The 16,145-nt window shown below is 48.1% G+C and carries 12 protein-coding genes; all 12 read left to right on the top strand.

Annotated features, from left to right (window positions below; translation table 11 throughout):
* Nucleotides 1-19: 19 nt before the first annotated feature.
* Nucleotides 20-946, top strand: coding sequence for a protein translocase subunit SecF (gene secF, locus EQU24_RS19395; protein ID WP_017841976.1), 927 nt, complete (start codon nucleotides 20-22; stop codon nucleotides 944-946).
* 799 nt (nucleotides 947-1,745) lie between these two features.
* Complete coding sequence (gene ndk, locus EQU24_RS19390) at nucleotides 1,746-2,177, top strand: nucleoside-diphosphate kinase (protein ID WP_017841977.1); 432 nt, start codon at nucleotides 1,746-1,748, stop codon at nucleotides 2,175-2,177.
* Nucleotides 2,152-3,264, top strand: a complete 1,113-nt coding sequence (gene rlmN / locus EQU24_RS19385; RefSeq protein ID WP_017841978.1) for a dual-specificity RNA methyltransferase RlmN — start codon at nucleotides 2,152-2,154, stop codon at nucleotides 3,262-3,264. The genes ndk and rlmN overlap by 26 nt, the downstream gene beginning before the upstream one ends.
* A complete protein-coding gene (gene pilW, locus EQU24_RS19380; RefSeq protein WP_235726426.1) occupies nucleotides 3,254-4,033 on the top strand; it encodes a type IV pilus biogenesis/stability protein PilW in 780 nt (259 codons plus the stop codon). Before rlmN ends, pilW begins: the two co-directional genes overlap by 11 nt.
* A complete protein-coding gene (hisS, locus tag EQU24_RS19375) occupies nucleotides 4,023-5,294 on the top strand; it encodes a histidine--tRNA ligase (RefSeq protein WP_026130313.1) in 1,272 nt (423 codons plus the stop codon). The genes pilW and hisS overlap by 11 nt, the downstream gene beginning before the upstream one ends.
* Nucleotides 5,295-5,795: 501 nt before the next feature.
* Nucleotides 5,796-6,434: a tetratricopeptide repeat protein gene (locus EQU24_RS19370; protein ID WP_017841981.1), complete on the top strand. Its 639-nt coding sequence runs from the start codon at nucleotides 5,796-5,798 to the stop codon at nucleotides 6,432-6,434.
* Nucleotides 6,435-7,616 carry an outer membrane protein assembly factor BamB gene (gene bamB, locus EQU24_RS19365; RefSeq protein WP_017841982.1) on the top strand — a complete coding sequence of 394 codons (1,182 nt, stop codon included), beginning with the start codon at nucleotides 6,435-6,437 and terminating at the stop codon, nucleotides 7,614-7,616. It begins immediately after the preceding gene.
* A gap of 2 nt (nucleotides 7,617-7,618) precedes the next feature.
* Nucleotides 7,619-9,007 (top strand): ribosome biogenesis GTPase Der, encoded by a 1,389-nt coding sequence (gene der / locus EQU24_RS19360; RefSeq protein WP_017841983.1) that lies wholly within the window; start codon nucleotides 7,619-7,621, stop codon nucleotides 9,005-9,007.
* A gap of 657 nt (nucleotides 9,008-9,664) precedes the next feature.
* Complete coding sequence (locus EQU24_RS19355) at nucleotides 9,665-11,257, top strand: sensor histidine kinase (RefSeq protein WP_017841984.1); 1,593 nt, start codon at nucleotides 9,665-9,667, stop codon at nucleotides 11,255-11,257.
* Nucleotides 11,254-11,709 carry a response regulator gene (locus tag EQU24_RS19350; protein ID WP_017841985.1) on the top strand — a complete coding sequence of 152 codons (456 nt, stop codon included), beginning with the start codon at nucleotides 11,254-11,256 and terminating at the stop codon, nucleotides 11,707-11,709. Before EQU24_RS19355 ends, EQU24_RS19350 begins: the two co-directional genes overlap by 4 nt.
* Entirely contained in the window at nucleotides 11,709-13,439 is a 1,731-nt protein-coding gene (locus EQU24_RS19345) for a GGDEF/EAL domain-containing response regulator (RefSeq protein ID WP_017841986.1), read from the top strand. Before EQU24_RS19350 ends, EQU24_RS19345 begins: the two co-directional genes overlap by 1 nt.
* Nucleotides 13,440-13,456: 17 nt before the next feature.
* On the top strand, nucleotides 13,457-15,526 hold the full coding sequence (locus EQU24_RS19340) for a putative bifunctional diguanylate cyclase/phosphodiesterase (RefSeq protein ID WP_017841987.1): 2,070 nt from the start codon (nucleotides 13,457-13,459) through the stop codon (nucleotides 15,524-15,526).
* Nucleotides 15,527-16,145: the final 619 nt, after the last annotated feature.

The following is a 16,145-nucleotide window of genomic DNA, read 5'->3' as shown; positions in this document are numbered from 1 at the left end:
CGGATTAAGAAGACTGATTATGAATATTAAAACGATAGATTTTTTGGGAAAGCGTCAGTGGGCTTATATTTTTTCCTCGTTGCTGCTGCTCGTTTCGATCGGATCGTTAGCGACTCAGGGTTTAAAGATGGGCATCGACTTTACCGGCGGTACGTTGGTTGAAGTTGCTTATCAAAATGCGGCCGACTTGACGGTGATGCGCGCGGCGCTTGCCGATGAGGGGTTCGGAGATGCAATGGTGCAGCATTTCGGTAGCTCCAGGGACGTCTTGATCCGCTTGAAGCCCGATGAGACTGTGTCGAGTGCCGAGCTCAGCGCGCAGGTCGTTGCGGCGATCAATAAAAAAACGGCGGAACCGGCCGAATTGCGCCGTGTCGAATTCGTCGGGCCGCAAGTCGGCGATGAATTGGCCGAAGACGGCGGTTTGGCAATGCTGTATTCGATGTTCGGGGTGTTGATTTATATCGCGTGGCGTTTCGAATACAAATTTGCGTTGGGATCGGTTGCTGCCTTGATTCACGATGTCATCATAACGCTCGGCTTTTTTTCGCTGTTCGGGCTTGAGTTCGACTTGACGGTATTGGCTGCGTTGCTGGCGGTTATCGGTTATTCGCTGAACGATACGATCGTCGTATTCGACCGAATTCGCGACAATTTTAGACTTTTAAGACAGGTTGGTTCCGAGGAGGTCATGAATACTTCTTTAAATGAAACCTTGAGCCGTACCCTGATGACCTCGTTCACGACGATTTTAGTGTTGATCGCATTGGCTGTGCTCGGCGGCGAAATTATTCATAATTTTTCAGTGGCTTTGTTGGTCGGTATTTTGATAGGGACTTATTCTTCCATCTTTGTTGCGAGTCCGATCGTACTGGCATTAGGTATCACGCAAAAAGATTTGATGGTGCCGGTCAAAGAAGGTACCGATGTCGATGATTTGCCTTAAATTAAGTATTTGGTAATCGATCGGGGTAGTTGGGAAATGAATGATTTAGCTTATCATTGTTAGCAGTTAGCAGTTAGCAGTTAGCAGTTAGCAGTTAGCAGTGAATAGTGAATAGTGAATAGTGAATAGGTCCGGCCTTAGAAAAGCTATGTCTCGTTCCCAAGCTCCAGCTTGGGAACGCCTACCTTCAAGCTCTGCTTGACGAAGCTCGTAGGATGCGGTGAGGCGCGAACCGCATCGATCGCGACCTGTGCGGCGCACGTTGTTTAACGCATCCTGCACGCCTTCACAGGCTCTTTGGTTTGGGAAACCTTTTAGTTAAGCTCTTGCTTACCGGTTACGAGAAGCTGGAGCTTCTCGTACTGCATTCCCAAGCTGGAGCTTGGGAACGAGTGAAACAGAGGCTATCGAATATCCGGGAACGGTGCGGTTTGACAAATCTGCGGATATTGAACGGCAGTGGCTTCGAAATCGCGATCATGGGATCGCTCCCACAGAAGCATCCGCCCCCTTGTGGGAGCGACGCCTTCGTCTCGATTTCGAAGTCGGGCGCGCTAAGTGACAATAAATGTTATCGAAGTCGCATTAGCTAAGATGGCAAGATGGTAATGCGCATTTTATGTATAACGATGAACGCTCTGCGTGGGAATGCCTGAGTACCGCTCCAGCGGTACGAAACGCAAGAGCGTCTCGGCCTACGTTCCCACGCTGGAGCGTGGGAACGATAGAAAAGCGATCACACTATCGGATAGGTATTTGGTAGTTTAATTTTTTTAATATAATTTGGAGTTATTTAAGAATGGCAATAGAACGTACTTTTTCAATCATTAAGCCTGATGCAGTTGCGAAAAACGTCATTGGCGAAATTTACAGTCGCTTTGAAAAAAACGGTTTGCAAATCATTGCCGCGAAAATGCTGCACATGACCCGCGAGCAGGCCGAAGGTTTTTATGCCGTTCATAAAGAGCGTCCTTTCTTTAAAGACTTGGTCGATTTTATGATTACGGGTCCTGTTATGATGCAGGTTTTGGAAGGCGAAGATGCGATTGCGAAAAACCGCGATTTAATGGGCGCGACCAATCCTAAAGAAGCGGCGCCCGGAACGATTCGCGCCGATTTCGCCGACAGCATCGACGCTAATGCCGTACACGGTTCCGATGCGACTGAAACCGCTCAGCAAGAAATCGCTTTCTTTTTTACAGAAAATGAACTTTGCCCTCGCACCCGCTAAACTGAACAAGATCAATCTACTCGATTTCGACAGAAAAGGGCTCGAAGCCTTTTTCGTCGAAATCGGCGAAAAGCCTTTTCGCGCGACGCAATTGCTCAAATGGATTTACCAGGAAGGCGTCGAGGATTTTTCTCAAATGAGCAATCTGAGTAAGGCCTTGCGCACGCAGTTAGCCGAACAATGCTCGCTCGATACGCCTGAAATCGTGCTCGAACAACTCGCTTCGGACGGCACGCGTAAATGGGTCTTGGAGACTTCTTGCGGAAACCGTATCGAAACGGTATTTATACCGGAAGAAGGGCGGGGTACCTTGTGCGTATCTTCGCAAATCGGTTGCGCATTGGCGTGTACTTTTTGTTCGACCGCTCAGCAAGGGTTTAACCGAAATCTGACGACGGCCGAGATTATCGGTCAGTTGTTCGCCGCGCAAAAGCGTTTGGGTTCGGCACAAAAAATCACCAACGTCGTGATGATGGGCATGGGCGAGCCCTTGCTTAATTTCGACAATGTCGTAGCGGCAATGAATCTGATGATGGACGATTTCGCCTATGGTTTGTCGAAGCGGCGCGTGACGATCAGTACGTCCGGCATCGTGCCGGCGATGTACCGTTTGACCGAAGTTTGCGATGTTAGTCTAGCGGTGTCATTGCACGCTGTGACCGACGAACTGCGCGACGAGTTGGTGCCGATCAATAAGAAATACCCGTTAAAGGAATTGCTGGCGGCTTGCCGCGATAATGTTAAAAGTTCCCCGCGTCGTAGGATTACTTTCGAATATGTGATGCTCGAAGGCATTAATGATTCGGTGCAGGATGCTAAAGCAATGATCAGGCTATTGAAAACCGTACCGTCGAAAATTAATTTGATTCCTTTCAATCCTTTTCCGAATTCGTCCTATCGTTGTTCGAGCAGCGATGCAATCGATCGTTTTCGCGCTGTTTTGCATAATGCCGGCATGGTCACGACGATTAGAAAGACGCGCGGCGATGATATCGACGCCGCCTGCGGGCAGTTGGTCGGCAAAGTTCAGGATAAAAGCCGCCGACACTTAAAATTACAGTTGGCAGGATCTGAACGTGCCGCATAGGATGGCTCTATTTTGCCGCTTGGTTTCGGTAGTCAGTGTGTTGCTTGCAATGCCTGCATGTTCTTTGTTCGATTCTCGCGGTGACAAAGTGGAAGCCGCCGATACCCAATTACAATTGGGGGTCCGCTATATGAGCATGGATAAACTGGCCATTGCTAAGCAGCATTTGGAGCGATCTGTCGATTTAAATTCAAAAAATGTCGAGGCACATAATGCCTTGGCATTTTTGTATGAAAAGCTTAATGATGAGGAGTCGGCCCGGGAAAGCTATGAGTACGCCTTGAAATTGGATGCCGAGGATTTGAGCGTATTGAATAATTTCGGGCGTTTTCTTTGCGAACGAGGCGAATACCAGGAAGGCATGGCTTATCTGGAAAAGGCGGTGCGCAGTCCTTTGAATAATCGCCAGTGGCTTGCGGCAACGAATGCAGGGCGTTGCGCATTGACGCAAAAGAAGTCGACGATGGCCGAAGCCTACCTGAGGCAGGCATTACAGCGGCAACCCAATTATGCGCCGGCGCTTCAAGCGATGCAAAAGCTCAGTTATCAAAATGGCGATTATTGGGCGGCGAAGGGGTTTTATGAGCGTTATAGTAATGTTTCCCGGCAATCAGCTGAAGCGCTGTGGTATGCCTACCAAACCGAACGGGCGCTCGGCAATCAAGAGATCGCCGAGCGATACAAAAGTCAATTGATGGAATCATTTCCGTTGGCGGAAGAGACTCAGCGGATTTATTCAACGCAAGAAAAATTAAAACATGGCAAATAATATTCAGGCAATCCGTGGAATGCATGACATTCTGCCGGATCAATCGCCGCTTTGGCAGTATGCCGAACGGATAATTTCGGAAGTGCTAGGATCCTACGGGTACAGCGAAATAAGGTTGCCGATCGTCGAAAAAACCGAATTATTCAAGCGCTCGATCGGCGAGGTGACCGATATTGTCGAAAAAGAAATGTATACCTTCGACGACCGTAACGGCGATTCGTTGACGCTACGCCCCGAAGGCACGGCAGGTTGTTTGAGAGCCTCGCTCGAGCATGGCTTATTGCATAATCAAATGCATCGGTTATGGTATTACGGGCCGATGTTTCGGCATGAACGTCCGCAGAAAGGCCGTTACCGCCAGTTTTACCAATTGGGCGTCGAAGCTTATGGTATGCCGGGGCCCGATATCGATGCGGAATTGATTTTGCTGAGCCATCGATTTTGGCAGCGCTTAGGAATTGCCGATAAAGTCGAATTGCAGCTTAATACGCTCGGTACAATCGAAGAAAGGTTGGTATACCGCGAGAAGTTGGTCGATTATTTCAGCGAGCATCTTGAATTACTCGACGAAGATAGTCGCCGGCGTTTGCACACGAATCCACTACGGATTCTTGACACTAAGAATGAAGGGATGCGCGAGTTGATCGCTAATGCGCCCGAATTGACCGACTTTTTGGGCAGCGATAGTCAAGCGCATTTCAAGTCGTTAACCGAGACTTTGAAGACATTGGGTATAGAATTTGTCCTGAATACTCGTTTGGTGCGAGGCCTCGATTATTACAGTAAGACTGTTTTCGAATGGGTGACGGCCGAATTAGGCGCGCAAGGCACGATCTGTGCGGGCGGTCGTTATGACGGTTTAATCGAGCAATTGGGCGGAAAAGCCAATCATGCGGTCGGCTTTGCGATGGGTATGGAGCGTATTTTGGCTTTGATGGAAACTTTGCCGAATTTGCCGATCAAACCGGTAGTCGACGTTTATATGATTCGAGTCGGCGAACAAGCAGAGCGAATTAGCATGGAATGGGCCGAGACTATTCGCAATGAGTTGCCCGGATTAAGACTGCAAATTAATTGCGGCGGCGGCAGTTTTAAAAGTCAATTCAAGAAAGCCGATAAAAGCGGCGCCGAATATGCTTTGATCATCGGTGACGATGAAGCGGTGCGTGGAGAAGTGGGTATTAAAGCGCTGCGTCAGAATCAAGAACAGCAAAATCTGCCGCTGCAGCAAGCTTTGGAATTTTTAAAAAGTCGTTTTTGAATTGCTGGTAAGGCAGGAATCGGATAAGACAAAGTTTACGGATTGCGTCTCATTAAATAGAACGCTGATTGTGCTTAGGATTTGGTCATAAATTAAGCACCTCAAATGGTTCCCAACCTCTGTATCACTGCCATTAAGTTAAGGTAAGCCCGTCATTCCGCCATGGACTGGCGGAATCCAGTGCCATGGATGGCAAGCTTTTGAGGCACATTAGAGCCTGAATGCAAGCATTACTTATCTCTGTGACGGCTTAACTTAATGGCAGTGATCCTCTGCATGGGAACCCCGTGCGGGACGGGTTATTTAACCCGTCCCCAAAGTTTCGAATTGTTTTAGCCACAGTCGAAACGTTCAGGACGGGGTTGTAAGCCCCGTCCCGCATAAGAGCGCTGATCGTTCAAGTCAGTAATGTCCGTGTTCAATTAAAATAGTCAACGAACAAAACCAATTCAAAAAATCTGAGCAATCACTAATTTTTAGCAAAAGCACGATAGAGTATTTATGGCAATTTACGAAACAGAAGAAGAACAGGTCGAAGCCCTTAAACGTTGGTGGAAAGAAAATGGACGCTCTACGATTACCGGCGTGATTGTCGGTGTTGTGATTATCGTCGGCTGGAATATTTGGCAGGATTATAAGCAAAGCCAGGCTTTGCAAGCATCGGCTTTGTATGCGCAATTACTGAACGCGCAAACTGAAGGTAATTTGGAATCTGCCGAAAAAATCGCCGAACGGATACAGGACCAATTCGGTGGTACTGCTTACAGCGATTACGCTGGGCTATTCAATGCAAAAAACAAAGTGCAGCAGGGTGATTTAGCCGCTGCAAAACAAAGTCTCGAAGCAGTTGCAAAAAAGGGCAGCGACGAAATTGCTCAAGTTGCAAGGCTCGGCTTGATTCGTATTTTGCTGGCAAAGGGCGAGTATGAACAGGGTTTACAAATGATTGCCGAAGCAAAATACAGTGACGGGTTCTCCGGTGCTTATGACGAGCTGAAAGGCGATTTGTATGTTGCGCTTGAGCGGTTGGGAGAGGCGCGGACGGCTTATCAAGCCGCATTGCGTAGCGGGCATAAATCGCCGTTGTTGCAATTTAAGCTGGATGACATAACTGAAGCTGAAATCATTGTTAAGCAATAAATGAGACTTTTACTTGTTGCTCTGTTTGGCTTGAGCGTGGCGGGGTGTACGGCCCTGGAATCGTTAAGCGGGATTACCGATTATTTTTTAGGCGGTGAGGACAACACCGACCCGCCGAGCGAACTGACCCAGTATGAGCCTGAAATTGAATTAGAGTATCTATGGAAAGAGTCGGTCGGTTCGGGATCCGGCGAGAAGTTTTTAAAGTTGATTCCAGCGGTACATGAGGGAAAAATTATTGCCGCCGATACTAAAGGACTTGTATTGGCGTTGGATTTGAAAACCGGCGACGAGATTTGGGAAGCCGATACCGAGGCTAAATTTGCCGGAGGGCCGGGCGTTTCCGATTCGACCGTCGTGCTCGGTACCAACGACGGCAATGTTGTGGCGCTGAACATGGCCAATGGTTCGGTACGCTGGACCGTTCCGGTTTCGAGCGAAGTGATTTCGGTTCCGGTAATTTCCCAAGGCGTTATTGTCGTCAGAACGACCGACGGTAGAGTGATGGCGTTGAATGAAACCGATGGCGCCACGCTTTGGGAATACGAGCTTAGCGTCCCTGCGTTAAGTATCCGCGGCACCGGCGCGCCAATCGTGCTCAATGAAAATGTTATCTGCGGGTTTGCGAATGGAAAATTATTGTCGTTGAGGCTAACCGACGGTAAGCATATTTGGGAAACCAGTATTGCAATTCCGGGCGGGCGAACTGAAATTGAAAGACTGGTCGATTTAGTTGTCGACCCGGTCGCAACCGATGGCGTGATTTTTATTGCCAGTTATCGTGGTGGAACGAGTGCGGTGCTGGAGCAAAATGGCGATGTTATTTGGCGTAATGCCGATGTTTCGTCTTATACCGGTATGAGTCATGATTGGCGTTATCTTTATGTTAGCGATGTCAGCAGCGATGTATGGCAACTCGATCAGCGTAACGGCGCTTCATTATGGAAGCAAAGCGATTTACATCAACGAAAGCTAACGGCGCCGGTAGCCTACGATAATTATGTCGTGGTCGGCGATTTCGAAGGTTATCTGCATTGGTTGTCTAAAAGCGACGGCAGGCAGGTGGGGCGCATTCGGATTACCGATGCGGCGATCGACGCGCAGCCGGTCGTCGTTGACGACGTGCTGTATGTCTATGCAAAAAACGGCGTTCTTGCCGCATTAAAGGCACGGTTATTATAAATATGTTACCTGTGATTGCCCTAGTCGGGCGCCCCAATGTCGGTAAATCGACATTGTTCAATTATTTAACACGAAGCCGCGAGGCTTTAGTTGCCGATTATCCAGGGTTGACTCGCGACCGGCAATACGGTCGAGTCAAACGAGGTCAGCGCGATTGTCTGGTCGTCGATACCGGCGGGATTGCCGATGACGCGGACGGTATCGACAGCTTTGCCAAAAAGCAAGTGCAAGTCGCGCTCGAAGAGGCCGACGTGGTTTTTTTTATCGTCGATGCCCGCGAAGGACTCAATGCCTCCGATCAAAGCATTGCCGAAAATCTTAGAAGACTCGATAAGCCGGTCGTCTTAGTCGTCAATAAAATCGACGGCGTCGATGCGAATGCGGCTGTCGCCGATTTTTATGCGCTGGCGCTCGGCGAGCCTTATAAGGTCGCCGCGACACACGGGCGCGGCGTTTTCGAGTTATTGGCGCATGTCGATGAATTGCTGCCTATGACCGAGGCGGACGAGACCGAGGTCGATGCCGGAATCGGCATTGCAATCGTCGGACGGCCTAATGTCGGTAAATCGACGCTGGTTAATAGGTTATTGGGGGAAGAGAGGGTCGTCGTTTTCGATGAGCCGGGTACGACTCGCGATAGCATCTATATTCCGTTTGAGCGTAACGGTCAAAAATTTACGCTGATCGATACGGCCGGGATGCGGCGGCGGTCTAAAATTGCACTGACCGTTGAAAAGTTCAGTGTCATTAAATCATTGCAAGCGATCGAAAAAGCCAATGTGGTCATTTATTTGATCGATGCCGCCGAAGGCGTGACCGATCAGGATGCGCATTTGTTGGGGCTAGTCTTGGAAGCAGGGCGGGCATTGATTATCGGCTTGAATAAATGGGACGGGTTGGGCGTCGATCAAAAGGATCTGATCAAACGGCAACTGGATATTAAGCTGTCTTTCGTCGATTTTGCGCAAAAGCATCCGATTTCCGCTTTGCACGGAAGTGGAGTCGGTAAATTGTTCGATGTCGTGCATGAATTATATGATGCGGCGATGATCGATATGTCGACTCCGGTGCTGACCAACTTATTGAAGGATGCGGTGACCACACACCAACCGCCGCTGGTTAATGGACGGCGCATTAAGCTGAAATATGCGCATCAAGGAGGCAGAAACCCTCCGGTCGTGGTGATACACGGTACGCAAACCGATGCTTTACCGGGATCGTATAAACGGTTTTTGATGAATTATTTCCGTGATCGTTTGGGGCTCAAAGGGACGCCGATTCGTCTCGAATTCAAATCGCCGGTCAATCCGTTCGCCGGAATCAAAAATAAGTTGACCGATCGTCAAGTCAAGAAAAAGCAAAGACTGGTCAAGCATGCGAAAAAAAAATAGCTCTCTCATCATAATGCTGTTTACAACCTATGTTTTACTCCCTTTTGATCGAAAAACCGTCTAAGAATAAAAGGTATGGGATGTGTCTTTCGAGGAACGCCGTTAACCCATCCATGGAGGCTTGACGGTAGCACTCGAACGCCATCCTCGCTATACCCTTTGCTGGTCAAATTTCGGCGCCGGGATGTCCGTCAAAGGACGCCGTGAATACGTCCCTGTAGGCTCTGTGACAGCATCCCTGCTGTCAAAGCCTTGGCGTTCGAGCTGCCGCCAAGCCCCTATGGATGGGTTTACGGCGTTCCTCGACAGGCATACCCCACACCCTAAAATCGGCGAAACTGCTCAAACTGGGAATTGCTGGCATGCACCGATTGCGATCCTATTGACCTGAAGATGCTTTCATCCTCTCGGAGAATTAATATTGCTTGTAACTATTCAGTCTCCCGGCAATTATCGTTCCCACTCTCTGCTTCACTGCCATTAAGTTAAGAACTTTTCCGTTCATCCTGAGCCCTTCGGCTGCGCTCAGGAGAGCCTTGTCAAAGGGTGTAATGTTAACCCATGCCAAAAAAAATCAATCATTGCTGGTTTTTTTGACGTAATAAATGTACAAAGTGGCCTTTGAAATAACCATGAGAATGTTGCTTTAATTGATTTATGGACGATTTAAATTCAGTAAGAGCGATAAGCGATCAGGAACTTTCCGATCGTCTAGCGCTTATCCAATTGTCGGCTCGCGATATCGAGTTACTAAAAAACTTGCATGTTCGGTTGAAAGGCATTCGCATGGACTTTCTCGATGAATTTTACGTGCAAATGTTACAGTTTGAGGAAACGAGCAGGCTTTTATCGGATCCCGAACAAGTCGAACGCTTGAAAACAAAACAAGCTGCCTATTTCGAACGTTTAATTGAAGGTCGATATGACCACGATTATGTCAAGGATAGGGTGCAAATCGGCGCAACGCATCATCGCATCGGTTTGAAGCCGCAATGGTATATTGGCGCTTATCATTTTTACTTGGCTTGGCTTTTCGAGCAAATGCAACACACACCGCATACAGAAGACAAGGAGTGTTTTGCGGCTTTGTTGGCCGTTATCAAAGTTATTTTGTTCGATATTGAATTGGCGATCGACGCGTATTTTCAGGCCGATCACGATATGCTCAGGCTCATGGCTCAAGTGTTCGAAAGCAATGTCGAGGGAGTGCTAATTAGCGATACTCGAGGGCGCATCCTGCATGCAAACCGTAAAGTTTCGTCGATTGCGGGCTATTCGCATGAGGAATTATTGCGTTTGCCGGTGACAACTTTATTGGCGCCGCAAGAGCGGAACGTGTTTGTCGACTACTGGCAGGGCATTAACGTCGGATCGCCTTGGCAAGGCGAAACGTATTTGCAAAAACGTGACGGAAAATCGTTTCCAGCCTGGGTTAATGTCAGTGCAGTGATGGATGATAATAATCGGGTGACTCATTTTGTCATCGAATTTTCCGATATTAGCGCTTATCGCTTAGCGCAAGAAGCATTGCAGCAACGTACCGAGGAGTTGGCAAGATCCAATAAAGAATTGGAGCAATTTGCCTATGTTGCATCGCATGACTTACAAGAACCGCTGCGCATGGTGGCCAGTTTTACGCAATTATTGGCGCGCCGGTATGAGGGTAAGCTGGATGCCGATGCCGACGAGTTTATTCATTATGCGGTCGATGGCGCGACACGAATGCAAACCCTGATCAACGATTTGTTGGCATATTCCAGAGTTGGAACGCGTGTGAAACCGTTCGAGCTGGTGAGTCTTGAAATCGTGTTGCAAAAGGCCTTGGATAATTTACGGCTTGCTGTCGAGGAAAGCGGCGCGGAAATCGTTCGGCCAACCCTGCCTACTATCTTGGGCGATACTGTCCAATTGACTCAATTGTTTCAAAACTTGATCGCTAATGCGATCAAGTTCCGTGGCGAAGCATCACCGAAAATAAATATTTCGGTATCATGCTCGGACGATTTTTGGCGAGTCGAATTAAACGATAACGGAATCGGAATAGCGCCTGAATTTTTTGAGCGTATTTTTGTAATTTTTCAACGCCTGCATACGAAGGAGGATTATCCCGGAACCGGAATCGGCCTTGCGATCTGCAAAAAGATCGTCGAGCGACACGGAGGAACGATTAGCGTCGAATCGGAGCCCGATCAGGGCGCTACTTTTATTGTGATATTACCTAAAATCAAAAGCGAGGAAGTGAACCAATGAGTCTGGAAGAGATTGGCCGTGCTGCGGAGTTTTTGCTGGTAGAGGATAATCCGGGCGATGTGCGCTTGACTAAAGAGGCTTTGACAGAGAGTAAAGTCAAAAATAATTTGAACGTGGTCGGCGATGGCGAGGAAGCAATGGCTTTTTTGAGGCGGCAGGGAAAATATGCCGAAGCGCCAAGGCCCGATGTTATTCTGCTCGATCTCAATTTACCCAAAAAAAACGGGCGCGAAGTCTTGGAAGAAATTAAAGCCGACCCGAGTCTAAAGCGAATTCCGGTTGTCATTATTACCTCTTCCGAAGCCGAACAGGACGTTTTGAGAACTTATGATCTGCATGTCAATTGTTATGTCAACAAGCCGGTGGATTTAGAACAATTTGTCAAGGTGGTGCAATCCATCGAAACGTTTTGGTTGACAATCGTCAAGTTGCCTTCCGAAATAGAGGAATAATGATGAGCCAGGTTGCCGCTAAAGTATTGCTGATAGAGGATAATCCGGGCGATGTTAAATTAGTTCAAGTATTGCTGGAGTCGAGTGATGAGCATCAGCAGCCTTTTGAATTGATTAGAGTCGGGCAGCTAAGCGATGCTTTTCCTCTTTTGTCGAAAGGCGGCATCATGGCGATATTGCTCGATTTAGGGCTGCCGGATGGTAACGGGATCGATACCTTGATTCGAGTACATGCTGCCGCACCTATGATTCCGATAGTCGTACTCAGCGCCGAGGAAGATGAAATGCTGGCGATACGCTCGGTACAATTGGGTGCACAGGATTTCCTGGTCAAACAGGGTATTTCGGGGATGTTACTCAGGCGGGCGATCTGTTATGCGATGGAACGAAAACGCTTGATGGAGCAATTGCAATATTTGGCTCATTACGATGTATTGACAGGACTGGCCAATCGAAAGTTGTTTTACGATAGGTTGAAGCATGATGTCATCGGAGCAAAGCGTTCGAAAAAATCATTGGCATTGATTTTTCTCGATCTGAACGACTTTAAACAAGTTAATGATTCTTTGGGGCATCATGCCGGCGACGAATTGCTCAAAAATGTTGCGAAACGTTTATCCGGTAGTGTGCGCGCTAGCGATTGCGTGGCCAGAATGGGAGGCGATGAATTTACGATTATCCTCAATGGTTTGAATAACGCAGAGGAAGCCGCCTTGATTGCCGATAAGATTTTGAAGGCTTTGGTCGAGCCGTTTCAGCTTGGCGGTTCCGTGATGGTCATTCGCGCCAGTTTGGGAATCGCAACCTATCCCGATGATAGCGATGAATTGGACAAGCTAATCGGGGCGGCCGATTCGGCAATGTACAAAGCCAAAGAGTCGGGCAGCGAAAAAATCAGCCGGTTTTGTTTTTATTCGGCGGCAATGACTGCCAAGGTCCAGCATGAGGTAAAAAAAGTTCATCAACTTAAGCGAGCCCACGAAAACGGCGAGTTCGAGTTGTATTACCAGCCGGAAGTCGACGTGCATAGCGGAAAGATCATTGGTATGGAAGCTTTGTTGCGTTGGCGCCATCCCAATCAGGGAGTTTTGACGCCGTCCTCGTTTATGCAGGATTTAGAAGATACCGGTCTCATCGTTCCTATCGGCGAATGGGTCATCCGGAAAGCCTGCGAGCAATGCAAAGTTTGGCAAGACCAAGGTTTTCCGACATTGACGGTGTCGATCAATATATCGGCAAAACAATTTCGTCATAATGGTTTTGCCGATGGTGTATTGGGTGCTATTGATCAGTTAAGTGTGAATCCGGCTTTGGTTGAGTTGGGTTTTAACGAAGAGACTCTATGGGAAGAAGAGGCGCGTTCCGTTATCGTGCTTGACCGATTAAGCAAAGCCGGTGTGAAATTGTCGTTGGATCATTTCGGTAGTGGATCGATTTCTTTTAAAACGTTAACGCGCTTTCCGATTCACGCCATTAAAATTGACCATGCGTTGATTGCCCAGGCGTCATCTGACTCGGCTGAAACGGCGATAGCCAAGGCAGCTATCGAAATTGCTCACGTATTCAATATCAAAGGCTTGGCTGGAGGTATTGAAACTCAGGACCAACTCGATTGGGCTCGCCGAATCGCTTGCGACGAGGTGCAGGGACATCTCTATAGTAAGCCTCTCCCGGTTGACGAGGCGACCGAATTAATGGCTCGGCATGATTTCTTGAGTCCGCAAGACTAATATGGCTATCCGTTAAAATGAAAATTTTACTAATTGAGGATCATAAGCCGGATGCGATATTGCTGCGTGAATTGTTGAGCGAAAATAGCACCGATCAGATTCATTTATTTCATTTGGAGCGATTAGGCGATGCGCTTGAGGCTCTGAAAAGTAGGGAGTTCGATATTGCCTTACTCGACTTGTCGTTGCCGGATGCCTTTGGACAGGAAACCTTTCGACGCTTGAATCGAGTTGCGCCGAGTCTGCCGATCATTGTCTTGACCGGGACCGACGATCAAGAGCTGGCAATGGATTTGGCGCAGGCGGGGGCTCAAGATTATCTAGTCAAGAGCGAATTGAGCAGCGGGCTTTTGCACCGTTCGCTGCATTATGCGATAGAACGTAAACGGACCGAATTAAAACTTCGTTTAGCGGCCACGGTATTCGAAAGTACGCTCGAAGGCATCATGATTACAGATGCCAAAACTAATATCATCAGCGTCAACGAGGCATTTTGCGAAATCACAGGCTATAGTACCGAGGAAATAGTCGGGTGTACGCCTACGATGTTCGAGTCGGAGCGTCATAGTAAGGCTTTTTTTCGTCAATTATGGGATATTCTCAATAAAACCGGTCAATGGCGAGGAGAGATATGGAATCGTCGTAAAAGCGGTGAGGTGTTTCCAGCCTGGGTTAATATCAGCGCGGTACCCAACATAGCGGATGATAAAATCGGACATTATGTCGCGGTATTTACAGAAATTACCGAACTTAAATTATCCGAAGAAAGGTTAAATTATCTGGCGCATCACGATCCGTTAACCGGGCTTCCCAATCGCTTATTATTTCAAGACCGATTGGCGCAAGGCATTCTGCAAGCGCAGCGCGGAAAGAGCATGATTGCCGTAATGTTTTTGGACTTGGATCGGTTTAAATTAATCAACGATACGCTCGGTCACCCGATTGGCGACGAGCTTTTGGTTGCGGTTGCCGAGCGTCTTCGTCGATGTGCGCGCGAAACCGATACGATTGCCCGTTTGGGCGGTGATGAGTTTGCGGTTGTTTTATCGAGCATGACGCATGAAGAAGATGTTGAGCATGTGGCGCAAAAGATTATTCAAGCCTTGTCTTCGGTGTTTTGCGTGGGCGGGCATGAGGTCTTCGTCACCACGAGTATCGGAATTACATTTTATCCGGGACTCAATAACGATCGAAGTAAATTGTTAGAGCAGGCCGATGTCGCCATGTATCATGCGAAAAAGCAAGGCCGCAATAACTATCAATATTATACGGCGGATATGAATGCCGCAGCGTATGAGCGGTTGATGCTCGAAACAAATTTGCGAAGAGCGTTGGAAAGGGAAGAATTCAGGCTGTACTATCAACCTCAGATTGATGTTCAAAGTGGGGCTGTGACCGGTGTCGAGGCGTTGATTCGTTGGCAAAGTCCGGAGCTTGGCTTGGTTTCTCCGGGCGGATTCATTCCTTTGCTGGAAGAGACCGGTTTAATCGTTCCGGTTGGCGAATGGGTTTTAGAAACCGCTTGCCGGCAAATGAAAGAATGGCTTGATGCCGGTTATCCGGCCATGACGATGGCGGTTAATTTATCCGCAAGGCAATTTCATCAAGCCGATTTAGTAGAAAGAATCGCGCAGATTTTACAAGAGCTTGATTTACCACCTGAGTTGTTGGAGTTGGAATTGACCGAAAGCATGGTTATGGAGAGCGTCGATTCGGCAGTTGAAATTCTGCACAAGCTAAAGCGAATGGGCGTCAAGGTGGCAATCGACGATTTCGGCACGGGGGTTTCATCTTTGGGGTATTTAAAGCATTTTCCGATCGATACCCTAAAAATCAGTCATGATTTCGTGTTGAATTTGCCCCGCGATTCGGTGGATGCCTCCATCGCTTCGGCGGTCATTAATCTTGCGCGTAATATGCAGTTAAGTAGTGTCGCCGAAGGCGTGGAAAATTCCGAGCAAATGGATTTTTTGCGTAACCAAGACTGCGAGCGATTACAAGGATATTTATTCAGTCGCCCGATTCCTGCAGAAAAGATGTCTGAATTGCTCGGAACTTGGCAAGCGATGCCGAAAAAATCGGGCTGAGTTGGATTATTAAGGAATATGCACAAAGTAACTTATACAAGTAGTAGGCTTTGTGGCGGTTTGGTGACTCGCTTGACAGGACGCCGTGAATACGTCCATGTAGGCTTGACGGCGGCTATCCCTGTCGCCGACACCTGTCAATCGAGCCACCAAACCTCCTCCAACAGTTGTCTAAGTTATTTCATGCTCGTTCCTAATAGGCTTTTCGGCGATTCGGTGACTCGTTTGACAGGATGCCGTGAATACTTCCATGTAGGCTTGACGGCGGAATCTGATTGGCATGGATGGCATGAACCTAAAAAGAGCAGTTGGCATGTGTTGTAGACCGTTCGTGCTGAGTAAAGTCGAAGCATGAAGGGTCTACAACACGTTCACCGGCCTGGTGAAGCCTCAAACTACCGTTCACCCTTCGACAAGTTCAGGGCGAACGGTAGTTTGAGGATCTCAACTGCTCTTTTTAGGATGAATGCAGATTTTGCAGGAGCAAAAGTCTGTCCTGCTGCCGACATCCTCGCCAAGCATACCCCACACCCTTTTTGATCTCCAAATTGGGAATTGCTGACCGAACCCCTCCCAGAAGTTGTCGAAGCTATTTCATGTTCGTTCCTAAAAATTAATC

Source organism: Methylotuvimicrobium buryatense, assembly GCF_005931095.1.
Classification (GTDB): domain Bacteria; phylum Pseudomonadota; class Gammaproteobacteria; order Methylococcales; family Methylomonadaceae; genus Methylotuvimicrobium; species Methylotuvimicrobium buryatense.
The sequence above is the reverse complement of the archived record's forward strand: the minus strand, read 5'-3'. Positions and strand labels throughout refer to the sequence as shown.

Bases quoted from the DNA above. Each gene is read 5' to 3' on its own strand.
- secF (WP_017841976.1), top strand. From the start codon at position 20: ATGAATATTAAAACGATAGATTTTTTGGGAAAGCGTCAGTGGGCTTAT.
- ndk (WP_017841977.1), top strand. From the start codon at position 1,746: ATGGCAATAGAACGTACTTTTTCAATCATTAAGCCTGATGCAGTTGCG.
- rlmN (WP_017841978.1), top strand. From the start codon at position 2,152: ATGAACTTTGCCCTCGCACCCGCTAAACTGAACAAGATCAATCTACTC.
- hisS (WP_026130313.1), top strand. From the start codon at position 4,023: ATGGCAAATAATATTCAGGCAATCCGTGGAATGCATGACATTCTGCCG.
- EQU24_RS19370 (WP_017841981.1), top strand. From the start codon at position 5,796: ATGGCAATTTACGAAACAGAAGAAGAACAGGTCGAAGCCCTTAAACGT.
- bamB (WP_017841982.1), top strand. From the start codon at position 6,435: ATGAGACTTTTACTTGTTGCTCTGTTTGGCTTGAGCGTGGCGGGGTGT.
- der (WP_017841983.1), top strand. From the start codon at position 7,619: ATGTTACCTGTGATTGCCCTAGTCGGGCGCCCCAATGTCGGTAAATCG.
- EQU24_RS19355 (WP_017841984.1), top strand. From the start codon at position 9,665: ATGGACGATTTAAATTCAGTAAGAGCGATAAGCGATCAGGAACTTTCC.
- EQU24_RS19350 (WP_017841985.1), top strand. From the start codon at position 11,254: ATGAGTCTGGAAGAGATTGGCCGTGCTGCGGAGTTTTTGCTGGTAGAG.
- EQU24_RS19345 (WP_017841986.1), top strand. From the start codon at position 11,709: ATGATGAGCCAGGTTGCCGCTAAAGTATTGCTGATAGAGGATAATCCG.
- EQU24_RS19340 (WP_017841987.1), top strand. From the start codon at position 13,457: ATGAAAATTTTACTAATTGAGGATCATAAGCCGGATGCGATATTGCTG.